Source organism: Hippea sp. KM1 (assembly GCF_000526195.1).
GTDB lineage: Bacteria > Campylobacterota_A > Desulfurellia > Desulfurellales > Hippeaceae > Hippea.
Genome location: NZ_JAFP01000001.1, coordinates 1534308 through 1557500, shown reverse-complemented (window position 1 = coordinate 1557500; position 23193 = coordinate 1534308). Strand labels below are relative to the sequence as shown.

The 23193-nt window shown below is 45.6% G+C and carries 24 protein-coding genes and 5 tRNA genes (1 of these 29 cut by a window edge); 28 read left to right on the top strand and 1 reads right to left on the bottom strand.

Going from position 1 to position 23193, the window contains the following annotated elements:
* Nucleotides 1-328, top strand: partial view of a tRNA (uridine(34)/cytosine(34)/5-carboxymethylaminomethyluridine(34)-2'-O)-methyltransferase TrmL gene (gene trmL, locus D891_RS0108000; protein ID WP_051453595.1) — the 3' portion only. It extends 161 nt beyond the left edge of the window; the window shows 328 of its 489 coding nt (coding positions 162-489); the start codon falls outside the window, past its left edge; its stop codon occupies nt 326-328.
* On the opposite strand, the gene queA is transcribed toward trmL, so the two are convergent.
* Nucleotides 325-1356, bottom strand: a complete 1032-nt coding sequence (queA, locus tag D891_RS0107995) for a tRNA preQ1(34) S-adenosylmethionine ribosyltransferase-isomerase QueA (protein WP_025270596.1) — start codon at nt 1354-1356, stop codon at nt 325-327. The genes trmL and queA overlap by 4 nt on opposite strands.
* A 106-nt stretch (nt 1357-1462) precedes the next feature.
* Here queA and D891_RS0107990 point away from each other — a divergent pair.
* The 27 genes from D891_RS0107990 to rpsC all read left to right on the top strand — a co-directional run bounded on the left by D891_RS0107990 (nt 1463) and on the right by rpsC (nt 23181).
* Nucleotides 1463-1538: transfer RNA gene (locus D891_RS0107990), tRNA-Thr, on the top strand.
* 3 nt (nt 1539-1541) lie between these two features.
* Nucleotides 1542-1627 (top strand) — tRNA-Tyr (locus D891_RS0107985).
* Between the two features lie 14 nt (nt 1628-1641).
* Nucleotides 1642-1718, top strand: a tRNA-Gly gene (locus tag D891_RS0107980).
* A 15-nt stretch (nt 1719-1733) separates the two neighbouring features.
* Nucleotides 1734-1809: transfer RNA gene (locus D891_RS0107975), tRNA-Thr, on the top strand.
* Between the two features lie 23 nt (nt 1810-1832).
* Nucleotides 1833-3017 (top strand): elongation factor Tu, encoded by a 1185-nt coding sequence (gene tuf / locus D891_RS0107970; protein ID WP_025270583.1) that lies wholly within the window; start codon nt 1833-1835, stop codon nt 3015-3017.
* A gap of 4 nt (nt 3018-3021) precedes the next feature.
* Nucleotides 3022-3171, top strand: a complete 150-nt coding sequence (gene rpmG, locus D891_RS0107965) for a 50S ribosomal protein L33 (RefSeq protein ID WP_025270595.1) — start codon at nt 3022-3024, stop codon at nt 3169-3171.
* Nucleotides 3170-3246: transfer RNA gene (locus tag D891_RS0107960), tRNA-Trp, on the top strand. Before rpmG ends, D891_RS0107960 begins: the two co-directional genes overlap by 2 nt.
* 9 nt (nt 3247-3255) lie before the next feature.
* Nucleotides 3256-3438 carry a preprotein translocase subunit SecE gene (gene secE, locus D891_RS0107955; protein WP_025270594.1) on the top strand — a complete coding sequence of 61 codons (183 nt, stop codon included), beginning with the start codon at nt 3256-3258 and terminating at the stop codon, nt 3436-3438.
* A gap of 14 nt (nt 3439-3452) precedes the next feature.
* Nucleotides 3453-3992: a transcription termination/antitermination protein NusG gene (gene nusG, locus D891_RS0107950; RefSeq protein WP_025270593.1), complete on the top strand. Its 540-nt coding sequence runs from the start codon at nt 3453-3455 to the stop codon at nt 3990-3992.
* Between the two features lie 12 nt (nt 3993-4004).
* Complete coding sequence (gene rplK, locus D891_RS0107945) at nt 4005-4436, top strand: 50S ribosomal protein L11 (protein ID WP_025270592.1); 432 nt, start codon at nt 4005-4007, stop codon at nt 4434-4436.
* A 43-nt stretch (nt 4437-4479) separates the two neighbouring features.
* On the top strand, nt 4480-5178 hold the full coding sequence (gene rplA, locus D891_RS0107940) for a 50S ribosomal protein L1 (protein ID WP_025270591.1): 699 nt from the start codon (nt 4480-4482) through the stop codon (nt 5176-5178).
* Between the two features lie 97 nt (nt 5179-5275).
* Complete coding sequence (rplJ, locus tag D891_RS0107935; protein ID WP_025270590.1) at nt 5276-5797, top strand: 50S ribosomal protein L10; 522 nt, start codon at nt 5276-5278, stop codon at nt 5795-5797.
* Nucleotides 5798-5815: 18 nt separating this feature from the next.
* The gene (rplL, locus tag D891_RS0107930; protein ID WP_025270589.1) at nt 5816-6205 is read left to right on the top strand and encodes a 50S ribosomal protein L7/L12; all 390 of its coding nucleotides are present in this window, start codon (nt 5816-5818) and stop codon (nt 6203-6205) included.
* Between the two features lie 104 nt (nt 6206-6309).
* Entirely contained in the window at nt 6310-10353 is a 4044-nt protein-coding gene (gene rpoB / locus D891_RS09925) for a DNA-directed RNA polymerase subunit beta (protein WP_025270588.1), read from the top strand.
* Between the two features lie 12 nt (nt 10354-10365).
* The gene (gene rpoC, locus D891_RS09920; protein WP_025270587.1) at nt 10366-14934 is read left to right on the top strand and encodes a DNA-directed RNA polymerase subunit beta'; all 4569 of its coding nucleotides are present in this window, start codon (nt 10366-10368) and stop codon (nt 14932-14934) included.
* A 65-nt stretch (nt 14935-14999) separates the two neighbouring features.
* The gene (gene rpsL, locus D891_RS0107915; protein WP_025270586.1) at nt 15000-15374 is read left to right on the top strand and encodes a 30S ribosomal protein S12; all 375 of its coding nucleotides are present in this window, start codon (nt 15000-15002) and stop codon (nt 15372-15374) included.
* A gap of 10 nt (nt 15375-15384) precedes the next feature.
* Nucleotides 15385-15852 carry a 30S ribosomal protein S7 gene (rpsG, locus tag D891_RS0107910; protein ID WP_025270585.1) on the top strand — a complete coding sequence of 156 codons (468 nt, stop codon included), beginning with the start codon at nt 15385-15387 and terminating at the stop codon, nt 15850-15852.
* Between the two features lie 15 nt (nt 15853-15867).
* Nucleotides 15868-17943: an elongation factor G gene (gene fusA, locus D891_RS0107905; RefSeq protein ID WP_025270584.1), complete on the top strand. Its 2076-nt coding sequence runs from the start codon at nt 15868-15870 to the stop codon at nt 17941-17943.
* A 10-nt stretch (nt 17944-17953) separates the two neighbouring features.
* Nucleotides 17954-19138 carry an elongation factor Tu gene (gene tuf, locus D891_RS0107900; protein ID WP_025270583.1) on the top strand — a complete coding sequence of 395 codons (1185 nt, stop codon included), beginning with the start codon at nt 17954-17956 and terminating at the stop codon, nt 19136-19138.
* A 13-nt stretch (nt 19139-19151) separates the two neighbouring features.
* Complete coding sequence (rpsJ, locus tag D891_RS0107895; RefSeq protein ID WP_025270582.1) at nt 19152-19463, top strand: 30S ribosomal protein S10; 312 nt, start codon at nt 19152-19154, stop codon at nt 19461-19463.
* A gap of 82 nt (nt 19464-19545) precedes the next feature.
* Nucleotides 19546-20166: a 50S ribosomal protein L3 gene (gene rplC, locus D891_RS0107890; RefSeq protein WP_025270581.1), complete on the top strand. Its 621-nt coding sequence runs from the start codon at nt 19546-19548 to the stop codon at nt 20164-20166.
* A 3-nt stretch (nt 20167-20169) separates the two neighbouring features.
* Nucleotides 20170-20793 (top strand): 50S ribosomal protein L4, encoded by a 624-nt coding sequence (rplD, locus tag D891_RS0107885; RefSeq protein WP_025270580.1) that lies wholly within the window; start codon nt 20170-20172, stop codon nt 20791-20793.
* Nucleotides 20786-21061, top strand: a complete 276-nt coding sequence (rplW, locus tag D891_RS0107880; RefSeq protein ID WP_025270579.1) for a 50S ribosomal protein L23 — start codon at nt 20786-20788, stop codon at nt 21059-21061. Before rplD ends, rplW begins: the two co-directional genes overlap by 8 nt.
* Before the next feature lie 15 nt (nt 21062-21076).
* Nucleotides 21077-21904: a 50S ribosomal protein L2 gene (gene rplB / locus D891_RS0107875; protein ID WP_025270578.1), complete on the top strand. Its 828-nt coding sequence runs from the start codon at nt 21077-21079 to the stop codon at nt 21902-21904.
* Between the two features lie 12 nt (nt 21905-21916).
* Entirely contained in the window at nt 21917-22198 is a 282-nt protein-coding gene (gene rpsS / locus D891_RS0107870) for a 30S ribosomal protein S19 (RefSeq protein ID WP_025270577.1), read from the top strand.
* 13 nt (nt 22199-22211) lie between these two features.
* Nucleotides 22212-22538 (top strand): 50S ribosomal protein L22, encoded by a 327-nt coding sequence (gene rplV, locus D891_RS0107865; protein ID WP_025270576.1) that lies wholly within the window; start codon nt 22212-22214, stop codon nt 22536-22538.
* Between the two features lie 10 nt (nt 22539-22548).
* Nucleotides 22549-23181: a 30S ribosomal protein S3 gene (rpsC, locus tag D891_RS0107860; protein ID WP_025270575.1), complete on the top strand. Its 633-nt coding sequence runs from the start codon at nt 22549-22551 to the stop codon at nt 23179-23181.
* Nucleotides 23182-23193: the final 12 nt, after the last annotated feature.

Sequence of the window (23193 nt, the reverse complement as noted above, 5' to 3'; positions counted from 1 at the left end):
CAAAAGGCTTAAAAGGGCTGGGCTGGATTATTGGGATAATCTTAAGCTAAAGATTCACAACTCTTTGGATGATTTTTTGGATAAATACGGTGATAAGAGATTTTTCCTTGCTTCAACAAAGGCTGAAAAACCGTATTTTGATGTCTGCTTTGAAGAGGGTGATTTCTTGATCTTCGGATCCGAGACCCAGGGTTTACCTGACGATTTTATACAGGCCAATATGGATAATGCTATAAACATTCCTATGACCGACGGTGTGCGTTCGCTGAATTTGGCAGATAGTGTTGCCGTTGTGCTTTATGAGGCTATAAAGCAGGTATGCTTTTAGTAGATAAACATGGCATCGCCGAAGCTGAAGAATCGGTAGTGTTTATTTATTGCTTCTTTGTAGCAGTTTAGTATTCTCTCTCTTTCATAGAAGGCGCTTACAAGCATAAGCAGTGTGGATTTAGGCAGGTGAAAGTTGGTTATCAAGGCATCCACTGCCCTGTATTTATAGCCTGGGTATATAAATATGTCGGTTGAGCTTTTTTGGGCTTTTAGGAATCCTTTTTGGTCTATCGCACTCTCTAACGCCCTTACGACGGTGGTTCCAACGGCTATGATTCTGCCCTTTGAGGATTTAACCCTGTTGAATATCTCTGCGGTTTCTTGACTTATCTGGTATCTTTCTGAGTGCATCTTGTGTTTTTCCACCTCTTTTTCTTTTACAGGTCTAAATGTACCTATACCGACATGGAGCGTTATGTATGCTATCTTTGCCCCTTTGGATTTTATTGAGTCTATAAGCCTTTCTGTAAAATGGAGACCGGCCGTTGGGCTTGCTACCGCCCCTTCCTTTTTTGCAAAGACCGTTTGATAGTATTCAAAATCCCTTTTCTTATTGTAATTGTCATAGTTGCGCTGTATATACGGGGGCAGTGGAACCTCCCCAATCTCCTCAAGCAGTTCGTATACATTTTCATCTGTATCAAACTCGACGATTCGCTTGTCTGAATTTTCTATTTTTATTATGCGGGCTGTTTTTGAATTCTTCAGATAAACGGTTGTGCTCCTTTTTAGTTTTCCCTTGGTTAGGCATAAGAATTTTCCCTTGCCTATCTCTTCAAGCAGAAAGACCTCTATTTTTCCGCCTGTGGGTTTCTGTGCGAATATTCTGGCAGGGATTACCTTGGTGTCATTTAACACAATCAGGTCGTTTTCGTTTATATAGTGAACAATGTCTTTGAAGATCCTGTGCTCAATTGTATGGTTTTTCCTATCACATACCAGGAGCTTGCACTCATCCCTGGGTATGTGCGGTTGTTGTGCTATTAGCTCTTTGGGTAGGTAATAGTCAAAAAGATCCACATCCATAGCGGCGCTATTATAATAGACTCTGTTTGTTAGAACAAGAAAAAATAAAAACCCTCTATTTTTTTGTTGACAAATGCAATTAACTGTATATAATCCCATTTTGCTTGCTGGCGTAGCTCAATCGGTAGAGCAGCTGACTTGTAATCAGCCGGTTGGGGGTTCAAGTCCCTTCGCCAGCTCCATGTGGAGAGGTTCCCGAGCGGTCAAAGGGAGCAGACTGTAAATCTGCCGGCTTACGCCTTCGGAGGTTCGAATCCTCCCCTCTCCACCATTTTAATTTTAAGAGCGGGAATAGCTCAGTTGGCTAGAGCATCAGCCTTCCAAGCTGAGGGTCGCGGGTTCGAGTCCCGTTTCCCGCTCCATTTTTATTTATTTGTGCCCATGTAGCTCAGCCGGTAGAGCACTTCCTTGGTAAGGAAGAGGTCGGCGGTTCGAGCCCGCTCGTGGGCTCCATAAGTTTTTTTAAGGAGGCTCTTATGGCAAAAGAAAAATATGTCCGCTCAAAACCCCATGTTAACATCGGTACCATTGGCCATGTTGACCATGGTAAAACAACACTAACTGCAGCTATCACAAAGGTTCTCTCAGAGAAGGGTAAGGCAGAGTTTAAGGATTACAACGAGATCGACAATGCACCAGAGGAGAGGGAGAGGGGTGTTACAATCAACACCGCTCATGTTGAATACGAAACAGACAAAAGGCACTATGCACATGTTGACTGCCCAGGGCATGCTGACTATATCAAGAACATGATCACCGGTGCTGCCCAGATGGACGGTGCTATACTTGTTGTTTCTGCGGCAGATGGTCCAATGCCACAGACAAGGGAGCACATACTCCTTGCAAGGCAGGTTAATGTTCCATACATCGTTGTATTCTTAAACAAGACAGATATGGTTGACGATCCAGAGCTTATCGACCTTGTTGAGATGGAGGTTAGAGAGCTTCTGTCCAAATACGACTTCCCCGGTGATGATGTTCCAGTAATCAGGGGCTCTGCTCTTAAAGCATTAGAAGGAGACCCAGAGGCAAAGAAGGCAATAGAAGAGCTAATGGATGCAGTTGATGAATACATCCCAACACCACAGAGAGAGGCAGACAAACCGTTCCTGATGCCAATTGAGGACATCTTCTCCATCTCAGGAAGGGGAACTGTTGTCACAGGTAGGGTTGAAAGGGGTGTTCTAAAGCCCGGTGAGGAGATTGAAATAGTAGGCTTCGGTGAGACCAAAAAGACCGTTGCAACATCCCTTGAGATGTTCAGGAAGATCCTGGATGAGGCAATAGCCGGTGACAATGTTGGAGTTCTCCTAAGGGGTATCAAGAAGGAAGAGGTTGAAAGGGGAATGGTTTTGGCCAAACCAGGCTCCATAACACCACACAAGAAATTCAAGGCTCAGGTCTATGTCCTCACCAAGGATGAGGGTGGAAGGCACACTCCATTCTTTGATGGCTATAGACCACAGTTTTACATCAGAACCACAGATGTCACAGGAACAGTCCACCTCCCAGAGGGCACAGAGATGGTTATGCCAGGAGACAATGTAGAGCTAACTGTTGAACTCATTGCACCTGTTGCCTTGGAGAAAGAGACACGCTTCGCCATCAGGGAGGGTGGTAAGACAGTTGGTGCTGGTGTAATAACGGAGATATTGGAGTAAACCGATGCGTGAAATGGTAACGCTTGCCTGTTCGGAGTGCAAAAGAAGGAATTATACCAGCACGAGGGATAAGAAAAAGAACAAAGAGAAGCTTGAGCTAAGGAAGTATTGTCCATTTTGCAGGAAACACACAATACATAGAGAGGTAAAGTAGGCCAGTAGCTCCAATTGGTAGAGCGGCGGTCTCCAAAACCGTTGGTTGGGGGTTCGAGTCCTCCCTGGCCTGCCATTTTTTGTTATGAAGAAGGTATTGGGTTTTTTAGAAGAGGTTAAGATAGAATTCAAAAAGGTCGTCTGGCCTGGCAAAAAAGAGGTTACCTCTGCCACTATTTCCGTGATAATGTTCACGGTAATAGTGGCTTTTATTTTGAGTTTGTTGGATTACTTTCTTTCTGTAGGACTGCAATCACTTTTTAAATAGAAGGTTGTATATAAATGAGCGATTTCAAATGGTATGCTATCCATACGCAGGTGGGTTATGAAGATAAAGTAAGGGTTATGCTTCAGAATAAACTCAAAGAAGAAGGGCTGGAAAGCGAAGTAGAAGAGATATTTGTGCCCTTTGAAGAGGTTATCGAGATAAAGAAGAACAACAAAAAGGAAAAGGTTAAAAAGTGCCTCTATCCGAGCTATGTTTTTGTTAAAGCCAGAATGAGCGATAAGCTGTATAACCTCGTTAAGAGGATGTCGTTTGTTTCCGGTTTTGTGGGGTATAAGAACGAGCCCCTTCCGATGGATGAGAGCGAGATAAGGGAGATTATGCAGCGTGTAGAAAGCTCCAAAGAGGCACCGAGGCTTTCTGTATCCTTCGAACCCGGCGAGCAGGTTAGGGTTTTGGATGGTCCCTTTGCCAATTTTACTGGCACCATAGATGAGGTTGATGTTGATAAGGGGCGATTGAAGATATTGATAAGTATATTCGGGCGCTCCACGCCTGTTGAGCTAAATTACAATCAAGTAGAGAAAGTGGAATAAAGGAGTTTTGCAATGGCTAAGAAAGAGGTAGTGGCCCAGATTAAGCTTCAGATAGAAGCAGGAAAGGCATCACCTGCTCCGCCTGTTGGTCCAGCATTGGGTCAGCACGGTGTAAACATCATGGATTTCGTTAAGAAGTTCAACGATGTGACCAAAGACAGGATCGGCGATATAGTGCCTGTCGTTATAACTGTCTATGCAGACAGATCCTTCGATTTTATAACAAAAACACCTCCAGCGAGTTCTTTGATTAAGAAGGCTTTGGGAATCGAGAAGGGTTCAAGCGATCCTGCAAGGCAGAAGGTGGGTAAGCTAACCAAGCAGCAGCTTGAGGAGATAGCTAAGGTTAAGCTGCCCGATTTGAATACCGATGACATTTATAAGGCCATGAAGATCGTTGCCGGCACGGCAATCAACATGGGTGTTGAAGTAGAGGAATTCTAAGATCTCATTTACCACCAGAGGTGGGAGCTTTAAAGGAGGAGCGATGGCTAAGAGAGGCAAGAAGTATATCGAGGCGTTGAAGAAGTATGACTATCTGAAGGAGTATTCCCTGGATGAGGCTTTGAAAATCCTAAAAGAGATAGCCTATGCCAATTACGATGAGACGGTAGAAGTCCACATGAGGTTGGGTGTTGACCCAAGGCATTCTGATCAGATTGTAAGGGGCTCTGTGACCCTGCCACACGGCACAGGAAAGAGCGTTAAGGTGTTGGTGTTTGCCAAGGGTGAGAAGATAAAAGAGGCTGAAGAGGCTGGTGCCGATTATGTGGGCGGTCAGGAGTACGCCGATAAGATTGCAAAGGAAGGGTGGCTGGAGTTTGACAAGGTTATAGCAACACCCGACATGATGGGCATAGTCGGCCGCTTGGGTAAGATTTTGGGACCGAGGGGTTTGATGCCCAATCCGAAGGTTGGAACCGTTACATTTGATGTTGCCGATGCTGTGAAGAGGGCAAAGGCTGGCGAGATTGAATTTAGGGTTGACAAGACGGCAAACATCCATGCTGGAGTGGGCAAGAAGTCGTTTGATAACGATAAGCTAAAGGATAATATACTGGCCCTGTATGATGCTGTTGTTAAGGCTAAACCTGCAGCAGCAAAGGGAAGGTATATAAAGTCTTTCCATATAGCAACCACACATTCACCCAGCGTGAAGATAAATGTGCAATCACTTCAGTATTAACATAAATCAAGAGGTCAAAGACTGTGGGTAGCTTAAGGGCTTTAAAGGAAGCCTGCAGGAGACCAGTTTTTGGCCCGTCCAGGAAAGGAGGGGGATATTGAAGAAGGAGAGGAAGGTAGAGTTAGCCAAACGGTTAGCTGAACAGCTGCAGGAGGCCAAGATTGTTATAGTGGCAGGCTATAGTGGCCTGACTGTGGCTGAGATGGAAAGCATTAGAAACGATATCAAGAAGGCCGGCTGCACCTTCAATGTTATCAAGAACAACATTGTAAAGAAGGCCATTGAGGGTAGCGATTGGGATGTTATGAAGGAGCAGCTTAGGGGCGCAAACGCCTTCGCCTTGGGTTTTGATGATCCTGCCGTTTTGGCCAAGATCCTTGTTGAGAAGGCCAAGGAGTTTAAGAAGCTCGAGGTTAAGTTTGGCTGCCTGGGTGGTAAGCTTTTGACTGCAGAGGATGTAAAGGCATTAAGCAAGCTGCCACCAAAAGAGGTGCTGTTGGCGCAGGTGCTTGGAACAATGAAGGCACCTATATCTGGATTCGTCAATGTATTGGCGGCAAATATCAGACAGCTTCTGTATGTGCTTAAGGCAATAGAAGAAAAAAAGAAAGAAAATTAAGAGGAGGGTTGATTAGAGATGGCTGAGATTACAAAAGAGGATGTTATTGCATTTATTGAGAATATGACGGTTGTTGAGTTGGCTGAGTTCGTTAAGGAACTTGAGGATAAATTCGGTGTAAGCGCTGCTGCTCCTGTGGCTGCTGTTGCTGCAGCTGCTGCCCCTGCTGCTGGCGGTGAGGCTGCTGCTGAGGAGAAGACTGAGTTTGATGTAGTTCTCAACAAGGCTGGCGATAAGAAGATTCAGGTTATCAAGGTGGTTAGGGAGATCACCGGCCTTGGACTCAAAGAGGCTAAGGCTTTGGTTGATTCTGCTCCTAAGCCCGTTAAGGAGAAGGTCAGCAAGGAAGAAGCAGAGCAGATCAAGGCTAAGCTCGAAGAGGTCGGCGCAGAAGTAGAGATTAAATAATTCTGTTTTGAACGGGATAGAGCGGCAAGGAAAGAGGCGAAAGTCTCTTTCCTTTTTTTTTCTAAAAAATAAACCTTTTCTATTAAAAATAAACGAGGTGCATAATGGCTGAGCCTCTTAAGTTGGAATATAGAATGCGTGTGAATTTCTCAAAGGCCAGGAAGGTCTTGGAGATTCCCGATCTGTTAAGACTTAGCATAAATTCTTATAAGTCTTTTTTAGATAAAAACAGCAAAAAAGAAAAAAATCTGGATAACGCGTTAAAGTCCATTTTTCCTATAGATGATGTCCACGGAAAGCTCAGGCTGGATCTTGTGGATTGGGAGATAACGCCGCCTAAGTTCAGCCCGGATGAGTGCAAGCTTAAGGGTCTATCTTATACGGGCAACCTCATCATAAAGGTTAGGCTAACACAGTGGACCATAGATGAGCAAACCGGAGAGAAGATCGGTGTAGAGGATATTAAGGAGCAGGAGATATATGTAGGCGAGATACCCCTGATTACCGATTCTGGTAGCTTTATTATCAACGGCGTGGAGAGGGTTATCGTAGGGCAGCTTCATCGCTCACCCGGTGTGATATTCAAAAAGACAGGTGAGGTTGGCGGTAAGGGCCTCTATTATGCCCAGATAATACCGGAAAGGGGCAGCTGGATAGAGTTTGAAACAGAAGCCAGGGAGATCTTGTCAGCAAGGATAGACAGGAAGAAGAAGTTTCCTGCAACGATTATACTCCAGGCAATGGGGTTGAGCGAGGTCGAGATACTCAGGGAGTTTTACGATATAATAAGGATCAAGATAGAAAACGGTAGGGTCTTTGCCAGGTTATCTGAATCTGTGATAGGGCTAAAGGTCGATGGTGAAATAGAGGTAGATGGAGAGGTTATTGTAAAGGATGGAAGAAAGCTCACCACAAGACAATTTAGGCTTCTGAAGGAAAAGGGTGTTGAGTATATACCTATAAGCGAGAAGGAACTTTACAATAAGTTCTCTGCAGAGATAGTCGAAATAGACAGCGAAGAGGAAGAGGGCGAGTTAGATGTAATCTTGGGTATAGGCACAAAGATCACAAAAGAGAAATTGGGCTTTTTAAAGAAGTTCGATAAAGAATTCGATGTGCTGTATTCCAAGTTAGATGACTATCTTGTTCTTAATACCGTATTTGCCGCAAGGGAGGTTTTAAGAAAGAGAAAGGTGGCACTGCCCGATGGAATAGCCACCGATGATTTGGCAAGGGTGTTTATACATACACTTTTAAGGCCGGGTGAGCATACATCGATAGAGGATGCCAAGAAGTTCTTTGAGAACCTGTTTTTCAACCCTGAGAGATACGATGTATCCCAGGAGGGAAGGATACGGTTAAATGAGACATTTAATATAGATGTGCCAGAGGATGTTAGGGTTTTGACAAAGGATGACTTTACAGGGCTTATAAGGCACATTGTGTTGCTTGAGAACGATCAGGTTGTGCCCGACGATGTGGACAGCCTATCCAACAGGAAGGTCAATCTTGTGGGTGATCAGCTTTATAGGGAGATCAGAAACGGCCTTCTCAGGATGCAGAGGCTTATAAAGGACAAGATGGTGATGTCTGACACAGAGAATATTATGCCCTATGATGTTATAAACGCAAAGCCCGTGGCGGTGGCCATAAAGGATTTCTTCTCCACAGGGCAGTTGTCTCAATTCCTGGATCAGACGAATATACTCTCTGAGATTTCGCATAAAAGGAGGCTGTCGGCTTTAGGCAGCGGCGGTTTAACAAGGGAGAGGGCCGGTTTTGAGGTAAGGGATGTCCATCCGACACATTACGGTAGGATATGCCCTATCGAGACGCCAGAGGGTGCCAATATCGGTCTTATCTCGTCCCTGGCCGTTTATGCAAGGATAAATGAGTTTGGTTTCATAGAGACACCATACAGGATCGTAAAAGACGGAAGGGTAACAGACGAGGTTGTCTATCTGTCGGCATCAAAGGAGAAAGGGCACATAATAGCCCAGGCTTCGGCTCCATTGAATGAGGATGGAACATTCAAAAACGAGTATGTATCGGCAAGAAAAGACGGTGAGTTTGTTGTCGTCAAACGGGAAGATGTGGATTTAATGGATGTTTCAACAAATCAGATAGTCTCCGTTGCAGCCGGTTTGATTCCGTTTTTGGAGCATGACGATGCCAACAGGGCCCTTATGGGTTCAAACATGCAAAGACAGGCCGTGCCCCTTATAAGGCCTGAGGCTCCGTTGGTAGGCACGGGTCTTGAGCCTGTTGTGGCCAAGTTCTCAAGGTATGCAATTGTTGCAAAGAGGGATGGTAAGGTTGTAAGGATTGATGATAAGATATATGTTTCTTGCAAGACAGAGAGCGGTTATGAATTGGATGTCTATCCCTTGAAGAAGTTTATACGCTCCAATCAAGATACATGTTTCTCGCATACCCCAATAGTGGATGTGGGGGATGAGGTAAAGGCTGGTCAGATCATAGCCGATGGGCCCTCTATGGATAAGGGCGAGTTGGCCTTGGGCAAGAACCTCGTTGTGGCTTTTGTCTCTTGGAGAGGCTATAACTATGAGGACGGCATTACAATCTCCAGGAGGGTTGTTGAGGAGGATTTATATACATCCATACACATAAAAGAGTTTACGCTATATGTAAGGGATACCAAATTTGGCATGGAGGAGATTACAGCAGATATACCCAACGCCTCGAGTGAAACCTTAAGAAACTTGGATAAAAACGGCATAGTTAGGATTGGAGCGTATGTAAAACCCAACGATGTTTTGGTGGGTAAGGTTACACCGAAGGCCGAGACCCACTATTCGCCTGAGGAGAAGCTGTTGCGCTCCATATTCGGGGAGAAGGCCACCAATGTGGCCGATACATCCTTAAGGGTTCCACCGGATACAAGCGGCATCGTTGTGGATGTAAGGATAATGCACAGGAGGGGAGCCAAGGTCAATCCGAGGGAGAAGGAGATAATAGAGCAGGAGAAGGAAAAGATAAATAAGGAGCTAAAGCATAAGCTAAGCCTGCTTGGAAAGCTAAAGCTTGAAAGCATAAAGGATGCCATTGTTGAGAGGGGTATAAAGAGCAGGGATGAGCTTGAGGGGTTAACAGAAAAAGAACTCGTTAGCCTGCTTCCAAAGGACTTTGACATAAAGGCCTTGAATAAACATTACAAGGAGATGGAGAAATCCATCAAGGATTACCATACAAAACTCATCAAGAGCGTTGAGAAGGAAAGCGACTTACCGCCGGGCGTAATCTCGGTGGTCAATGTCTATGTTGCAACAAAGAGGAAGCTCTCCGTAGGCGATAAGATGAGTGGTCGCCACGGAAACAAGGGTGTCGTGTCGAAGATCTTGCCGGTTCAGGATTTACCCTTTTTAGAAGATGGAACACCCGTTGATATAGTCCTAAATCCGCTTGGCGTTCCATCAAGGATGAATATAGGCCAGATCATGGAGACGCACCTTGGATGGCTGTCTAAGGGCTTGGGTAAGAAGATAGACCAGCTGCTCAAGGCCGGAAGAAAGGATATGCTTAAAGACTTCATTAAGAAGATATACAACAACAATAAGGCCTCTGAATTTATAGATGCATTGAGCGATGAGGAGATAGAAAAATACGCCAAGGAGTGGACAAGAGGGGTTCATTTTGCAAACCCTGTTTTTGAGGGGGCAAAGGAGAAGGATTTAGAATACTTAGAAGGGCTTTTGGGCTTTAAGAGACTCAAGAGCGAGGTTTACGACGGTATAACGGGAGAGAAGTTCTTAGAGCCCGTCACCGTAGGTGTTATGTATGTGCTGAAGTTGCACCACCTCGTTGATGATAAGGTCCATGCAAGGAGCGTTGGCCCGTATTCTTTGGTCACCCAGCAGCCGCTTGGAGGAAAGGCCAACTTCGGTGGCCAGAGATTTGGAGAGATGGAGGTTTGGGCCTTAGAGGGATACGGTGCAGCCTATACACTCCATGAGATGTTGACGGTGAAATCCGACGATGTGGACGGCAGAAAGCTGACATATGAGGCAATCGTAAAGGGAAGGCCAATTCCATTGGGCGGCGTTCCTGAGTCGTTCAATGTGTTGGTCAAGGAAATGCAGGCTCTATGTCTGGATGTGGAGCTGCTTAAGGATATAAGAAGGAAATAGGGGGAGCCAGATATGTTTACAGTTTTAAAGGGTAAGCCTAAGTCCTCCAAGGACTTTGATGCCATAAGGATAAAGTTAGCATCCCCTGAGAAGATCAGGGAGTGGAGCTATGGAGAGGTAAAGAAGGCCGAGACGATCAACTACAGGACCTTCAAGCCGGAAAGGGATGGTCTGTTTTGTGCAAAGATCTTTGGACCCATAAAGGATTATGAGTGTTTATGCGGTAAGTATAAAAGGCAGAAGTATGAGGGTATAGTTTGCGAAAAGTGTGGCGTTGAGGTTACCAAATCCAAGGTCAGAAGAGAGAGGATGGGGCATATCGAACTTGCCACACCCGTTGCTCATATATGGTATTTGCGTTCGGTCCCCAGCATAATGGCTTCCCTGCTTGATATAAAGCTTAAGGATTTAGAAAGGGTAATATACTATGAGTCTTACATAGTCATAGAGAGCGAGGTTGAGGAGCTGCCCGTAAAGACCGTATTGAATGAGTCGCAATATAGGATGTATTCTGAGAAATACGGCATCAGGTTTACAGCCGAGATGGGTGCATCGGCCATCCAGAAGCTGCTTAAAAAAACAGATTTGGATGTGCTGATATTCGAATTGAAGGATGAAATAGAATCCACCAAATCCGAAGCAAAGAGAAAGAAGCTTATAAAGAGGATGAGGCTTGCCGAGCAGTTCAAAAGGAGCGGCAATAAGCCTGAGTGGATGATACTGGAGGTTTTACCTGTGCTCCCTCCGGATTTAAGGCCGTTGGTTTCTTTGGAGGGTGGCAGGTTTGCATCCAGCGATCTGAACGATCTTTACAGAAGGGTTATAAACAGGAATAACAGGCTGAAGCGTTTGATTGAGCTTGGGGCGCCCTCGATCATCATAAGGAACGAAAAGAGGATGTTGCAGGAGGCTGTTGATGCACTAATCGATAACGGCAGGAGAAAGCAGGTGGTAAGGGCCTCCAACAACAGGCCTTTAAAGTCGTTAAGTGAGTCTATCAGGGGTAAAGAGGGGCGCTTTAGAAGGAACCTTTTGGGAAAGAGGGTGGACTATTCCGGGCGTTCCGTTATCGTGTCCGGTCCGGATTTGAGGATGGACCAATGCGGTCTGCCCAAGATTATGGCGCTTGAGCTGTTTAAGCCTTTTATCCACCATAAGCTCATTGAGGAGGGTTATGCACAGACGGTAAAAGCTGCCAAGAAGATGGTGGAACGCAAGGATCCAGAGGTGTGGAACATCCTGGAAGAGGTTGTTAAGGAGCATCCTGTATTGCTCAACAGGGCACCAACGCTGCACAGGCTCTCCATTCAGGCATTCCACGCCGTGTTGACCGATGAGAAGGCCATAAGGTTGCACCCGCTTGTATGTCCTGCCTTCAATGCAGATTTTGACGGCGACCAGATGGCCGTGCATGTGCCTTTGAGCACCGAGGCCATCCTGGAGAGCGAAATATTGATGCTTGCCACAGAGAATATAATATCACCAGCCCATGGAAATCCTATAGCTATGCCCAGCCAGGATATGGTTTTGGGAGTCTATTACATGACGAAGGCTAAGGATAACCAGAAGGGTGAGGGTATGGTTTTCTCCTCCCCCGATGAGGTTAGAATAGCCTATGAAAACGGCGTATGCGGTTTAAATGCAAAGATAAAGGTCAGAATAGATTCAGAGATACACGATACAACCGTTGGAAGGGTTCTGTTCTATGAAATTGTGCCAAAATCCGTGCCGTTTAAGAGTGTTAATAAACTGTTTAAGAAGAAGGATTTGAATAAACTAATCTCCTATCTCTATAAACACGAAGATCTGCCTGTGGTTGTTAAGTTCTTGGATGATGTTAAGGATTTGGGATTTGAGATCTCCACAAGGGCCGGTGTTTCTATATCCATAGAAGATATGGTTGTGCCAAAGGAGAAATCCAAGATTATAGCAAAAGCCGAGGAAGAGGTCAGAAAGATTCAGGAGGATTACAGGCAGGGGCTTTTGACGGATAAGGAGAGGTATAACAAATCGGTCGATATATGGAGTTCTGCAACAGACAGGATTGCAGCAGCCATGATGAAGCAGTTGGGTGGTGAATACGGAGAGAGCTTTAACTCCATTTACATAATGGCCGACTCCGGGGCGAGGGGCTCTCAGCAACAGATGAGGCAGCTTGCTGGTGTTAGGGGTTTGATGGCAAAGCCATCAGGAGACATCATAGAGACGCCCATTAAATCCAACTTTAAAGAGGGCTTGACGGTTCTTGAGTATTTTACATCGACCCACGGCGCAAGGAAGGGTCTTGCTGATACAGCCCTGAAAACGGCCAATGCCGGTTATCTGACCAGAAAGCTCGTTGATGTTGCCCAGGATGTTACAATTACTATGGATGACTGCGGCACCACAGAGGGTATAGAGGTATCGGCCATCATGGTAAATGGTGAGGAGATAGAGTCCTTATCCGATAGGATATTGGGAAGGACAGCGGCTGAGGATATTGTTGATCCGTTTACCAATGAGGTGATCGTCAAAGAGGGCGAGGAGATAGATGAGGAGGCCGTTGAAAAGATCAACGAGGCCGGCATAAGGCAGGTTAGGATATTCTCCGTGCTTACCTGTAAGGCCGAAAGGGGAGTTTGTGCTAAGTGTTATGGCAGGGATTTAGCCAGGGGCGGACATGTCAATGTGGGCGAGGCTGTGGGAATTATAGCAGCCCAATCCATAGGTGAGCCTGGAACGCAGCTTACGCTGAGAACATTCCATGTTGGTGGTACTGCATCAAGGTTATCCAAAGAGAATAAGTCTGCCGAGACCAAAAGGGCTGGAATAGTAAAGTTCTTCAACTTCTTCATAGCTCCCAATTCCGATAATGAGATGGTTTTGCTCTCAAGAAGGGATGCGGCTTTGATGATAACAGAGCCGCAGATTGTATCTGTAAATAGCGGAACGGTTGAGATAGATACGGAATCTGACAAGGTTTACAACTATATCAGGATAGGCGATGAGGAGTATAAGCTTAAGAAGGTCGATTTTGTGACTGAAGAGGATATTATCGCCGGTGGTGCAAATGCTATAGGTAAATATATGCTTGCCGTTAAGAATGGCCAGCAGATAGATAGGCTCTCCTTGCTTGTTGTTAGGGTGTTAGAGGTTTTTGATGTGCCTAAGAAAATTCCGTATGCAGCCAAGGTGTTTGTTGAGGATGGTCAGACGATTAAGAGGTTTGTTAAGGCAGAGGAGAGCGGTAAGGTCAAGCTCATTGCGCTTGAGGGCGATAGGTTTGTTGAGATAGATGCACCAGAAGACGGCATCGTCAACAGGCACGGAACGCATGTTGTCATAGTAAGGGACAATGAAGACAAGGTTAGATACTATGTGCCGAAGGGTTCTAAACTCTATGTGAAAAACGGCGACAATATAGAGGCAGGCACACTGATTGTTGGCTATGACGATGAGAAGAAGAGAAGGATATTTGAAAGCGATCCGACACTCTATATAAGCTCAACGACACTGGCAGAATGGGATGCATACTCCGATTATATACTTGCCGGAGCAGATGGTTATGTTAAGTGGCTGGATCTGATACCCCATGTGACGATAAAGGAAGAGGTCGACAAGATCACATCGCTAAAGAGTAATGTTGTGGTTGAGAGTAAGGATCTATCCAAAAGACCCAGGATCGAGATTGTTGATGAGAACGGAAAGGTTAAGAAGTTTGCCAATATAGATGAAAACGCCATGTATTACATGCCGCCCGGTGTTATATTGCAAAAGGAAGATGGCGAGATGGTTAAGGCCGGTGATGTAATCGGTAAGATCCCCAAGGAGCTTGATAAGACAACAGACATAACGGGCGGTTTGCCGAGGGTCTCTGAGTTATTTGAGGCCAAAAGACCCAAGAATGCGGCCATTATTAGTGAGATTAGCGGTGTGGTGTCATACGGCAAGGAGACCAAGGGTAAAAGAAAGGTTATCGTTACATCAACGGTGGGTAAGGGTAAGGTTTCAAAGGAGTATCTGATACCGAGAAACAAGAGGCTGTTGGTCTTCCCTGGTGATAGGGTTGAGATGGGCGAGCCGTTAACAGACGGCTCTATAAACCCGCACGATATATTGGCCATTTTGGGTGAGAGGGAGCTGCAGAAGATGCTGGTTAGTGAGATCCAGCAGGTGTATAAGCTGCAGGGTGTTAGCATAAATGATAAGCACATAGAGATCATAGTCAGGCAGATGTTGTCAAAGGTCGTGATAGAGGATGCTGGTGATAGCGATTTCATAGAGGGCGAGGTTGTAAATAGGTTTATATTCACAAGGAAGAACGAGATACTCATAAGAAGAGGCAAAAGGCCGGCTATAGGTAGGATAGTCTTGTTGGGTATCACTAAGGCTTCCCTGAATACGGATAGCTTTATCTCAGCCGCAAGCTTCCAGGAAACCACCAGGGTGTTGACAGAGGCATCGATAAGTGGACAGGTGGATTATTTAAGGGGCTTGAAAGAGAATGTTATTGTTGGTAGATTGATACCCGTCGGAACGGGTCAGAAGATTTTTGATGATATAGTGTTGGAGCCGGCAGAGAAAGACGAGCAAGAAAATTAAAAAGTCTTGACAAAATGAGCTTTTATTGTTAGTTTAGCCAAGCTAAATTTTAAGGGAGGTAAGAAGTGCCTACGATTAACCAGCTTGTAAGGAAGGGTAGGAAAAAGGTTAAAGCAAAGAAAAAGACTTTGGCCCTTCAGGGATGCCCTCAAAGAAGGGGCGTCTGTACGAGGGTTTATACAACAACACCGAAAAAACCAAACTCCGCTTTGAGGAAGGTTGCAAGGGTTAAGCTGACAAGTGGATATGAGGTTACAGCCTATATTCCCGGTGAGGGACACAATCTGCAGGAGCACTCTATAGTGTTGGTTAGAGGCGGAAGGGTTAAGGACTTGCCTGGTGTTAGGTATCACATCATCAGGGGTGCCTTGGATGCTGCCGGTGTTGAGGGCAGGAAGCAAGGACGCTCCAAATACGGAACAAAGAAGCCCAAGGAGTAAGGAGAGTTAGATGAGAAGGAGAAGAGCTGAAAAAAGGGAGATTCCACCGGATTTAGTATACGGCAGTGTGTTGGTTAGCAAGATCATCAACAAGATAATGTGGGACGGTAAGAAATCCATAGCAAGGAAGATCTTTTATCAGGCTATGGATTTGGTTAAGGAGAAGACCGGCGAGGATCCGATGGAGGTTCTGCAGAAGGCCATAGAGAACATAACACCCAAGATCGAGGTCAGGCCGAGAAGGGTCGGTGGTGCAACATATCAGGTGCCTGTTGAGGTTAGACCTGAGCGCCAGATGAGCCTATCGGTAAGGTGGCTTGTCGATTATGCAAGACAGAGAAGCGAAAAGAGGATGTTCGAGAGGTTAGCCGGTGAGATTATAGATGCTGCCAACAACAGGGGTGGCGCCGTTAAGAAGAGGGAAGATACACACAAGATGGCTGAGGCCAACAGGGCTTTCGCACATTACAGATGGTAAAAGGAGTGATGAAAAGTGGCTCGTAAGTATCAGCTTAGCAAGTTGAGGAATATAGGAATCATAGCCCATATTGACGCAGGAAAGACGACAACGACAGAGAGGATTCTCTACTACACAGGCGTTTCCCATAAGATAGGCGAGGTCCATGAGGGAACGGCGACGATGGATTGGATGGAGCAGGAGAAGGAGAGGGGTATTACCATAACCTCTGCTTCAACAACCTGCTTCTGGCGTGAGCATATGATAAACATCATCGATACACCCGGGCATGTTGACTTCACCGTTGAGGTTGAAAGGGCCTTGAGGGTTCTTGACGGTGCTGTCGGTGTCTTTTGTGCTGTTGGTGGCGTTGAGCCTCAGAGTGAAACGGTCTGGAGGCAGGCAGATAAATACCATGTCCCCAGGATTGCCTTTGTTAACAAGATGGATAGGATAGGCGCAGACTTCTTCAATGTTGTAAACGAAATCGATGAAAAGTTGAACGGCAATCCGCTTGTGATACAGCTGCCCATAGGTGCAGAAAGCAGCTTTGTTGGCGTTGTTGATCTGATTAGAATGAAGGCGATTGTATGGGATTCCGATGTTTTGGGGGCTAAGTTCTCTGTTAAGGATATACCTGATGAATTGGCCGATCAGGCTTTAGAATATAGAAATAAATTGATTGAAAAGCTTGCAGATTTTAACGATGAGATAATGGAGAAGTATTTAGAGGGTGAGGATATAAGCGAAGAAGAGATAGTAAAGGCCATCAGGAAGGCCACAATAGAGACCAAGATCACACCGGTTCTGTGCGGCAGCGCCTTTAAGAATAAGGGCGTTCAGCCGTTATTGGATGCCGTTGTGGATTTTCTGCCCTCCCCTATTGACATCCCTCCGGTTAAGGGTATCGATCCTAAGAGCGGTGAGGAGATAGAGAGAAAGTCTGATGAGAAAGAGCCGTTGAGCTTGTTGGCGTTTAAGATAATGAGCGATCCCTATGTGGGAAGGTTGACATACTTTAGGGTTTACTCAGGCACGCTGAAGGCCGGCTCCTATGCTTACAATTCAACCAAGGGCAAGACCGAAAGGATAGGAAGGCTCCTTAGGATGCACGCCAATAAAAGGGAGGATGTCGATGTCGTCTATGCAGGTGATATAGCAGCAGCTATCGGTCTTAAATATACAACAACAGGAGATACGCTTTGTGATGAGAAGGCTCCTATAGTTTTGGAGTCTATGGAGTTTCCAGAGCCTGTTATATCTGTTGCTGTTGAGCCCAAGACCAAGGCCGATAGGGATAAGCTATCCAACGCCCTACAGAAGCTGGCAGAGGAGGATCCGACATTCAGGATAAGGTATGATGAGGAGACCAATCAGACGATTATATCGGGAATGGGTGAGCTTCACCTTGAGATAATTGTTGACAGGCTGAAGAGGGAGTTTAAGGTTGGCGTCAATGTAGGTAAGCCACAGGTTGCTTACAAGGAGAGCATTAAGGGTAAAGTCAAGCAAGAGGGTAAGTTTGTCCGCCAGACGGGTGGCCATGGTCAGTATGGTCATGTGTGGATAGAGATAGAGCCGCTTGAGAGGGGCAAGGGCTTTGAGTTCGTTGACAAGATAGTTGGCGGTGTCATACCCAAGGAGTTCATACCAGCCGTTGAGGCTGGAATTAAAGAGGCGGCAGAAAGCGGTGTATTGGCCGGATACCCGATGGTTGACTTTAGGGTTACACTGTTTGATGGCTCTTACCATGAGGTTGACTCCTCCGATATGGCGTTTAAGATTGCAGCGAGCATGGCTTTCAAGGAAGGAGCCAAGAAGGCCAAGCCGTATCTGCTTGAGCCGGTGATGGATGTGGAGGTGACAACACCTGAGCAGTATCTGGGCGATGTTATGGGGGATATAAACTCCCGCAGGGGTAAGATTAGAGAAATGGGTGAGAAGGGTAATCTAAAGATAATCAAGGCATACATACCTCTTGGTGAGATGTTTGGATATGCCACGGTTTTGAGGTCTATAACTCAGGGCAGGGGCACATACACCATGCAGTTCTCGCACTATGAAGAGGTGCCAAAGAACATAGCAGAGAAGATAATAAAGAAAGAAGCTTAAGGAGGCTCTTATGGCAAAAGAAAAATATGTCCGCTCAAAACCCCATGTTAACATCGGTACCATTGGCCATGTTGACCATGGTAAAACAACACTAACTGCAGCTATCACAAAGGTTCTCTCAGAGAAGGGTAAGGCAGAGTTTAAGGATTACAACGAGATCGACAATGCACCAGAGGAGAGGGAGAGGGGTGTTACAATCAACACCGCTCATGTTGAATACGAAACAGACAAAAGGCACTATGCACATGTTGACTGCCCAGGGCATGCTGACTATATCAAGAACATGATCACCGGTGCTGCCCAGATGGACGGTGCTATACTTGTTGTTTCTGCGGCAGATGGTCCAATGCCACAGACAAGGGAGCACATACTCCTTGCAAGGCAGGTTAATGTTCCATACATCGTTGTATTCTTAAACAAGACAGATATGGTTGACGATCCAGAGCTTATCGACCTTGTTGAGATGGAGGTTAGAGAGCTTCTGTCCAAATACGACTTCCCCGGTGATGATGTTCCAGTAATCAGGGGCTCTGCTCTTAAAGCATTAGAAGGAGACCCAGAGGCAAAGAAGGCAATAGAAGAGCTAATGGATGCAGTTGATGAATACATCCCAACACCACAGAGAGAGGCAGACAAACCGTTCCTGATGCCAATTGAGGACATCTTCTCCATCTCAGGAAGGGGAACTGTTGTCACAGGTAGGGTTGAAAGGGGTGTTCTAAAGCCCGGTGAGGAGATTGAAATAGTAGGCTTCGGTGAGACCAAAAAGACCGTTGCAACATCCCTTGAGATGTTCAGGAAGATCCTGGATGAGGCAATAGCCGGTGACAATGTTGGAGTTCTCCTAAGGGGTATCAAGAAGGAAGAGGTTGAAAGGGGAATGGTTTTGGCCAAACCAGGCTCCATAACACCACACAAGAAATTCAAGGCTCAGGTCTATGTCCTCACCAAGGATGAGGGTGGAAGGCACACTCCATTCTTTGATGGCTATAGACCACAGTTTTACATCAGAACCACAGATGTCACAGGAACAGTCCACCTCCCAGAGGGCACAGAGATGGTTATGCCAGGAGACAATGTAGAGCTAACTGTTGAACTCATTGCACCTGTTGCCTTGGAGAAAGAGACACGCTTCGCCATCAGGGAGGGTGGTAAGACAGTTGGTGCTGGTGTAATAACGGAGATATTGGAGTAAGAGGGTGGTAGCTATGGAGCAGCAGAAGATAAGGCTGAAACTGAAGTCCTTTGAAAGCGAGCTGTTGGACGGTTCGGTAAAAGACATCATAGAGATTGCCAGAAAAACGGGAGCAAAGGTTAAAGGGCCTATACCTTTGCCCACAAAGATATCGAGGTTCACCGTATTGAGATCGCCCCATGTTAACAAGAAATCAAGGGAACAATTTGAGATTAGGGTTCACAAGAGGCTTCTGGATATAGTTCAGGCAAGCCAGCAGACGGTTGATGCCTTGATGAAGGTAAACTTACCTGCAGGTGTGGATATAGAGATAAAACTTCAATAGACATTAGAAAATGGAAATAAGAACCCGCCTTCGGGTGGGTTCCTCTGTTTCTTTTAATAAATTTATTGTGGGAGTGAGATAGATGTTAGGATTAATTGCCAGAAAGTTGGGGATGACGCAGCTTTATGTTGATGGTAAGGCCATTCCGGTAACTGTTTTGGAGGCAGAAGAAGGCGTTATTACCGACATTAAGACAAAGGAGAAAGACGGTTATAACGCTATTCAGGTGGGTTTCATTGACACAAAGGAGAAGAGACTGACCAAGCCGCTTCTGGGTATCTTTAAAAAGCTTGGTGTTCCCCCGAAGAAGATGCTCAAGGAGTTCAGGGTTGATGATGTTAACTCGTTTGAGGTTAAGGGGGAGATAAAGGTTGACATCTTTGAGAAGGGCGAGATCGTGGATGTTGTGGGTTATACCAAGGGAAGAGGCTTTTCGGGTGTAATGAGAAGGCACAACTTTGCAGGCGGTCCAGATAGCCACGGTTCCATGTTCAACAGAAGGCCCGGTTCAATAGGTAATTGTGAGTTTCCTGGTAGAGTGGTTAAGGGCAGAAAGATGCCGGGACATTACGGCAACGAGAGGGTTACCATTAAGAACTTGGAAGTGGTTTATGTGGATCCTGAGAAGAAACTCATAGCTATAAAGGGCGCAGTTCCTGGTTCTAAAGGCAGCTATGTTAATATTATTAAAAAGGGGAACTAAAAGATGAAAGTGAAGGTTGTGGATAGAAAGAATCAGGCCGTTGGCGAGGTTGAGATAAACATACAGCCAAGGGGTGTTAAGAACAAGGGTGTTCTGTTCAATAGGGTTGTTAGGGCTATGTTGATGAACGCCAGACAGGGAACGGTAAGCACCAAGACCAGGGGTGAGGTATCAGGTGGCGGCAAGAAACCCTGGAGGCAGAAAGGCACAGGCAGGGCAAGGGCCGGATCGATAAGGTCTCCGTTGTGGGTTGGCGGTGGTGTAATCTTTGGTCCCAAACCCAGGGATTACGATTTGAAGATGAACAAAAAGGAGAAAAGAACGGCCTTTATTGAGGCTTTAGCTCAGAGGATTCAGGATGGCCAACTAATAGTGATAGATGAGTTGAACTTTGAGAAACCAAAGACCAAGGACGCCTATGAGATTGTAAAGAACCTTAACTTGCAGAAGGCGTTGTTTGTTTTAGATAAGGGCATGGATAACGCTTATCTCTCTTTGAGAAACATAAGCGGTATAGAGGTTAGGAATATCGATACACTTAACACATACGATGTATTGAGGTTTCAGAACATAGTAATACCCAAAACCGTTGTTGAGAAATTAAACGGGAGAATCGCCAATGGATAAGTGGAGTATTTTGAAGGAGAGGGTAATCTCTGAGAAGGCATTTATTGCCCAGGAAGAGAACAAGTATGTATTTGTTGTGGATAAGAAGGCCAACAAGACAGAGGTGAAAAAGGCCGTTGAGGAACTGTTTGGTGTAGAGGTTGAAAAGGTCAATATAATTAATGTTAAGGGCAAAACAAAGGTATTTAGAGGTATAAAGGGCAAGAGGCCTTCATATAAGAAGGCTATTGTTACACTCAAAGAAGGTCAAACTTTGAAGGAACTTTAAGAAAGAGGTTAAGCCATGGGTATCAAGGTTTACAAGCCTGTAACGAACGGATTGAGATTTGCAAGCGTTTCCGATTTTAGTGAGATAACCAAAAAGAAGCCCGAAAAGTCTCTAATTAAGGTATTGAAATACCATGCCGGAAGGGATAATTCTGGTCATGTTAGCGTAAGAGGCAGAGGCGGCAGGGTAAAGAGATACTATAGAATAATAGATTTCAAAAGGGATAAAAGGGGCATACCGGGCGTTGTTAAGGCTATAGAGTACGATCCAAACAGGAGCGCAAGGATAGCACTTGTTGCCTATAGGGACGGTGAGAAGAGGTATATTATCGCACCGTTGGGTTTGAAGGTTGGTGATGTGATTGAAGCGGGTGAGAATGCAGAGATTAAGGTGGGTAATGCCTTACCCATTAAGAATATACCGGTGGGCACCATCGTTCACAATATCGAGCTTAAGCCGAAGGGCGGTGCGCAGCTTGCAAGGAGCGCCGGAGCTATGGCCCAGATAATGGCCAAAGAGGGTAAATATGCCCACATAAGACTTCCAAGCGGCGAGATGAGACTGGTTCATGTGGAGTGCTATGCAACGATAGGCCAGGTTGGTAATACCGACCATTCCAATATCAACTGGGGTAAGGCAGGAAGGATGAGACATAGAGGCTTTAGGCCTCAGGTCAGGGGTGTTGCCATGAACCCAATCGACCACCCACACGGTGGCGGTGAGGGTAAGACAGGAACAGGTGGAACACCGGTTACACCGTGGGGTGTGCCAACCAAGGGTTATAAGACGCGCCACAACAAGAGAACGGATAAATTTATCGTTACCAGAAGAAAGAAGAAATAGGAGGCTTAATTTATGCCAAGGAGTTTGAAGAAAGGGCCTTTCGTCGACGAGAAGCTGCTTAAGAAGGTCGAGAAGATGAGACAATCCGGCAAAAAGACCATGATAAAGACATGGTCAAGAAGAAGCACAATAATACCTGAGTTTGTTGGCTTTACATTTGCCGTTCATAACGGCAAGAAGTTCGTGCCGGTGTATGTAACTGAGAATATGGTTGGATATAAGCTTGGAGAGTTTGTTCCAACAAGAACCTTCAAAGGCCACAAGGGTGTGGTTCAAAAGAAAATAGGTAAATAAGGGTTGGTGAGTTATGGAGGCAAGAGCATTTTTGAGGAGTGCGAAGATTTCACCTATAAAGGTAAGGGAAGTAATAGGTCTGGTTAAGGGTAAAAGCGTTGATGAGGCCTTGGTTTTGCTTAAATACTCCAACAGAAAAGCGGCTTTTATCCTAAAAAAGCTCCTTGAGTCGGCCGTTGCAAACGCCCTTGAGCAGGGTATGGATGTGGATAGCTTTAAGGTAAAGAATATCACGGCTGATGACGGTATCAGGATGAAAAGATACAGAGCCAGGGCTATGGGCAGGGCAGGAAGAATTATAAAAAGAACGAGCAATATAACAGTTATTATTGGCAAGTAGGAGGTGGGTTTTGGGTCAGAAGGTAAACCCGATTGGTTTAAGGTTAGGCATAACCAAGACTTGGACATCGAGATGGTATGCTGAAAGAGGGGATTTTAAGAACTATTTTTTGGAAGACCAGAAGATAAAGAAGGCCATAAAATCGAAGATCTATTATGCTGGCATATCCAAGATTGAGATTGAAAGAAAAAGGGATAAAATGACGATTAACATATATGCAGCTATGCCCGGTATCATCATAGGAAGGAAGGGCGCAGAGGTTGAAAAGCTCAAGGAGTATGTAAAAACCCTAACAAACTCCAATGTCACGATTAATGTCAGGGATGTATCGGTGCCAGAGAAGGATGCTCAGCTCATAGCCGAAAACATAGCCCTGCAGATTGAAAAGAGGATGCCATACAGAAGGGTTATGAAAAGGGCAGCTTACTTGGCCTTGAAAAAAGGGGCCAAGGGTATTAAAATCCAGATTTCCGGTAAGCTTGGCGGTGCTGAGATGGCCCGAACCGAGTGGATTAAGGAGGGAAGGGTTCCGCTGAGCACATTGAGGGCAGATATTGATTACGGTTTTGCCGAGAGTTTAACCCAGGCGGGCGTTATAGGCATCAAGGTTTGGGTGTTTAACGGAATGGTATCTCCAAAATAAGGAAAGGGTGGT

Excerpts from the sequence above, each read along its gene's own strand:
- queA (WP_025270596.1), bottom strand. The coding sequence starts at position 1,356 with ATGGATGTGGATCTTTTTGACTATTACCTACCCAAAGAGCTAATAGCA.
- tuf (WP_025270583.1), top strand. The coding sequence starts at position 1,833 with ATGGCAAAAGAAAAATATGTCCGCTCAAAACCCCATGTTAACATCGGT.
- rpmG (WP_025270595.1), top strand. The coding sequence starts at position 3,022 with ATGCGTGAAATGGTAACGCTTGCCTGTTCGGAGTGCAAAAGAAGGAAT.
- secE (WP_025270594.1), top strand. The coding sequence starts at position 3,256 with ATGAAGAAGGTATTGGGTTTTTTAGAAGAGGTTAAGATAGAATTCAAA.
- nusG (WP_025270593.1), top strand. The coding sequence starts at position 3,453 with ATGAGCGATTTCAAATGGTATGCTATCCATACGCAGGTGGGTTATGAA.
- rplK (WP_025270592.1), top strand. The coding sequence starts at position 4,005 with ATGGCTAAGAAAGAGGTAGTGGCCCAGATTAAGCTTCAGATAGAAGCA.
- rplA (WP_025270591.1), top strand. The coding sequence starts at position 4,480 with ATGGCTAAGAGAGGCAAGAAGTATATCGAGGCGTTGAAGAAGTATGAC.
- rplL (WP_025270589.1), top strand. The coding sequence starts at position 5,816 with ATGGCTGAGATTACAAAAGAGGATGTTATTGCATTTATTGAGAATATG.
- rpoB (WP_025270588.1), top strand. The coding sequence starts at position 6,310 with ATGGCTGAGCCTCTTAAGTTGGAATATAGAATGCGTGTGAATTTCTCA.
- rpoC (WP_025270587.1), top strand. The coding sequence starts at position 10,366 with ATGTTTACAGTTTTAAAGGGTAAGCCTAAGTCCTCCAAGGACTTTGAT.
- rpsG (WP_025270585.1), top strand. The coding sequence starts at position 15,385 with ATGAGAAGGAGAAGAGCTGAAAAAAGGGAGATTCCACCGGATTTAGTA.
- tuf (WP_025270583.1), top strand. The coding sequence starts at position 17,954 with ATGGCAAAAGAAAAATATGTCCGCTCAAAACCCCATGTTAACATCGGT.
- rpsJ (WP_025270582.1), top strand. The coding sequence starts at position 19,152 with ATGGAGCAGCAGAAGATAAGGCTGAAACTGAAGTCCTTTGAAAGCGAG.
- rplC (WP_025270581.1), top strand. The coding sequence starts at position 19,546 with ATGTTAGGATTAATTGCCAGAAAGTTGGGGATGACGCAGCTTTATGTT.
- rplD (WP_025270580.1), top strand. The coding sequence starts at position 20,170 with ATGAAAGTGAAGGTTGTGGATAGAAAGAATCAGGCCGTTGGCGAGGTT.
- rplW (WP_025270579.1), top strand. The coding sequence starts at position 20,786 with ATGGATAAGTGGAGTATTTTGAAGGAGAGGGTAATCTCTGAGAAGGCA.
- rplB (WP_025270578.1), top strand. The coding sequence starts at position 21,077 with ATGGGTATCAAGGTTTACAAGCCTGTAACGAACGGATTGAGATTTGCA.
- rpsS (WP_025270577.1), top strand. The coding sequence starts at position 21,917 with ATGCCAAGGAGTTTGAAGAAAGGGCCTTTCGTCGACGAGAAGCTGCTT.
- rplV (WP_025270576.1), top strand. The coding sequence starts at position 22,212 with ATGGAGGCAAGAGCATTTTTGAGGAGTGCGAAGATTTCACCTATAAAG.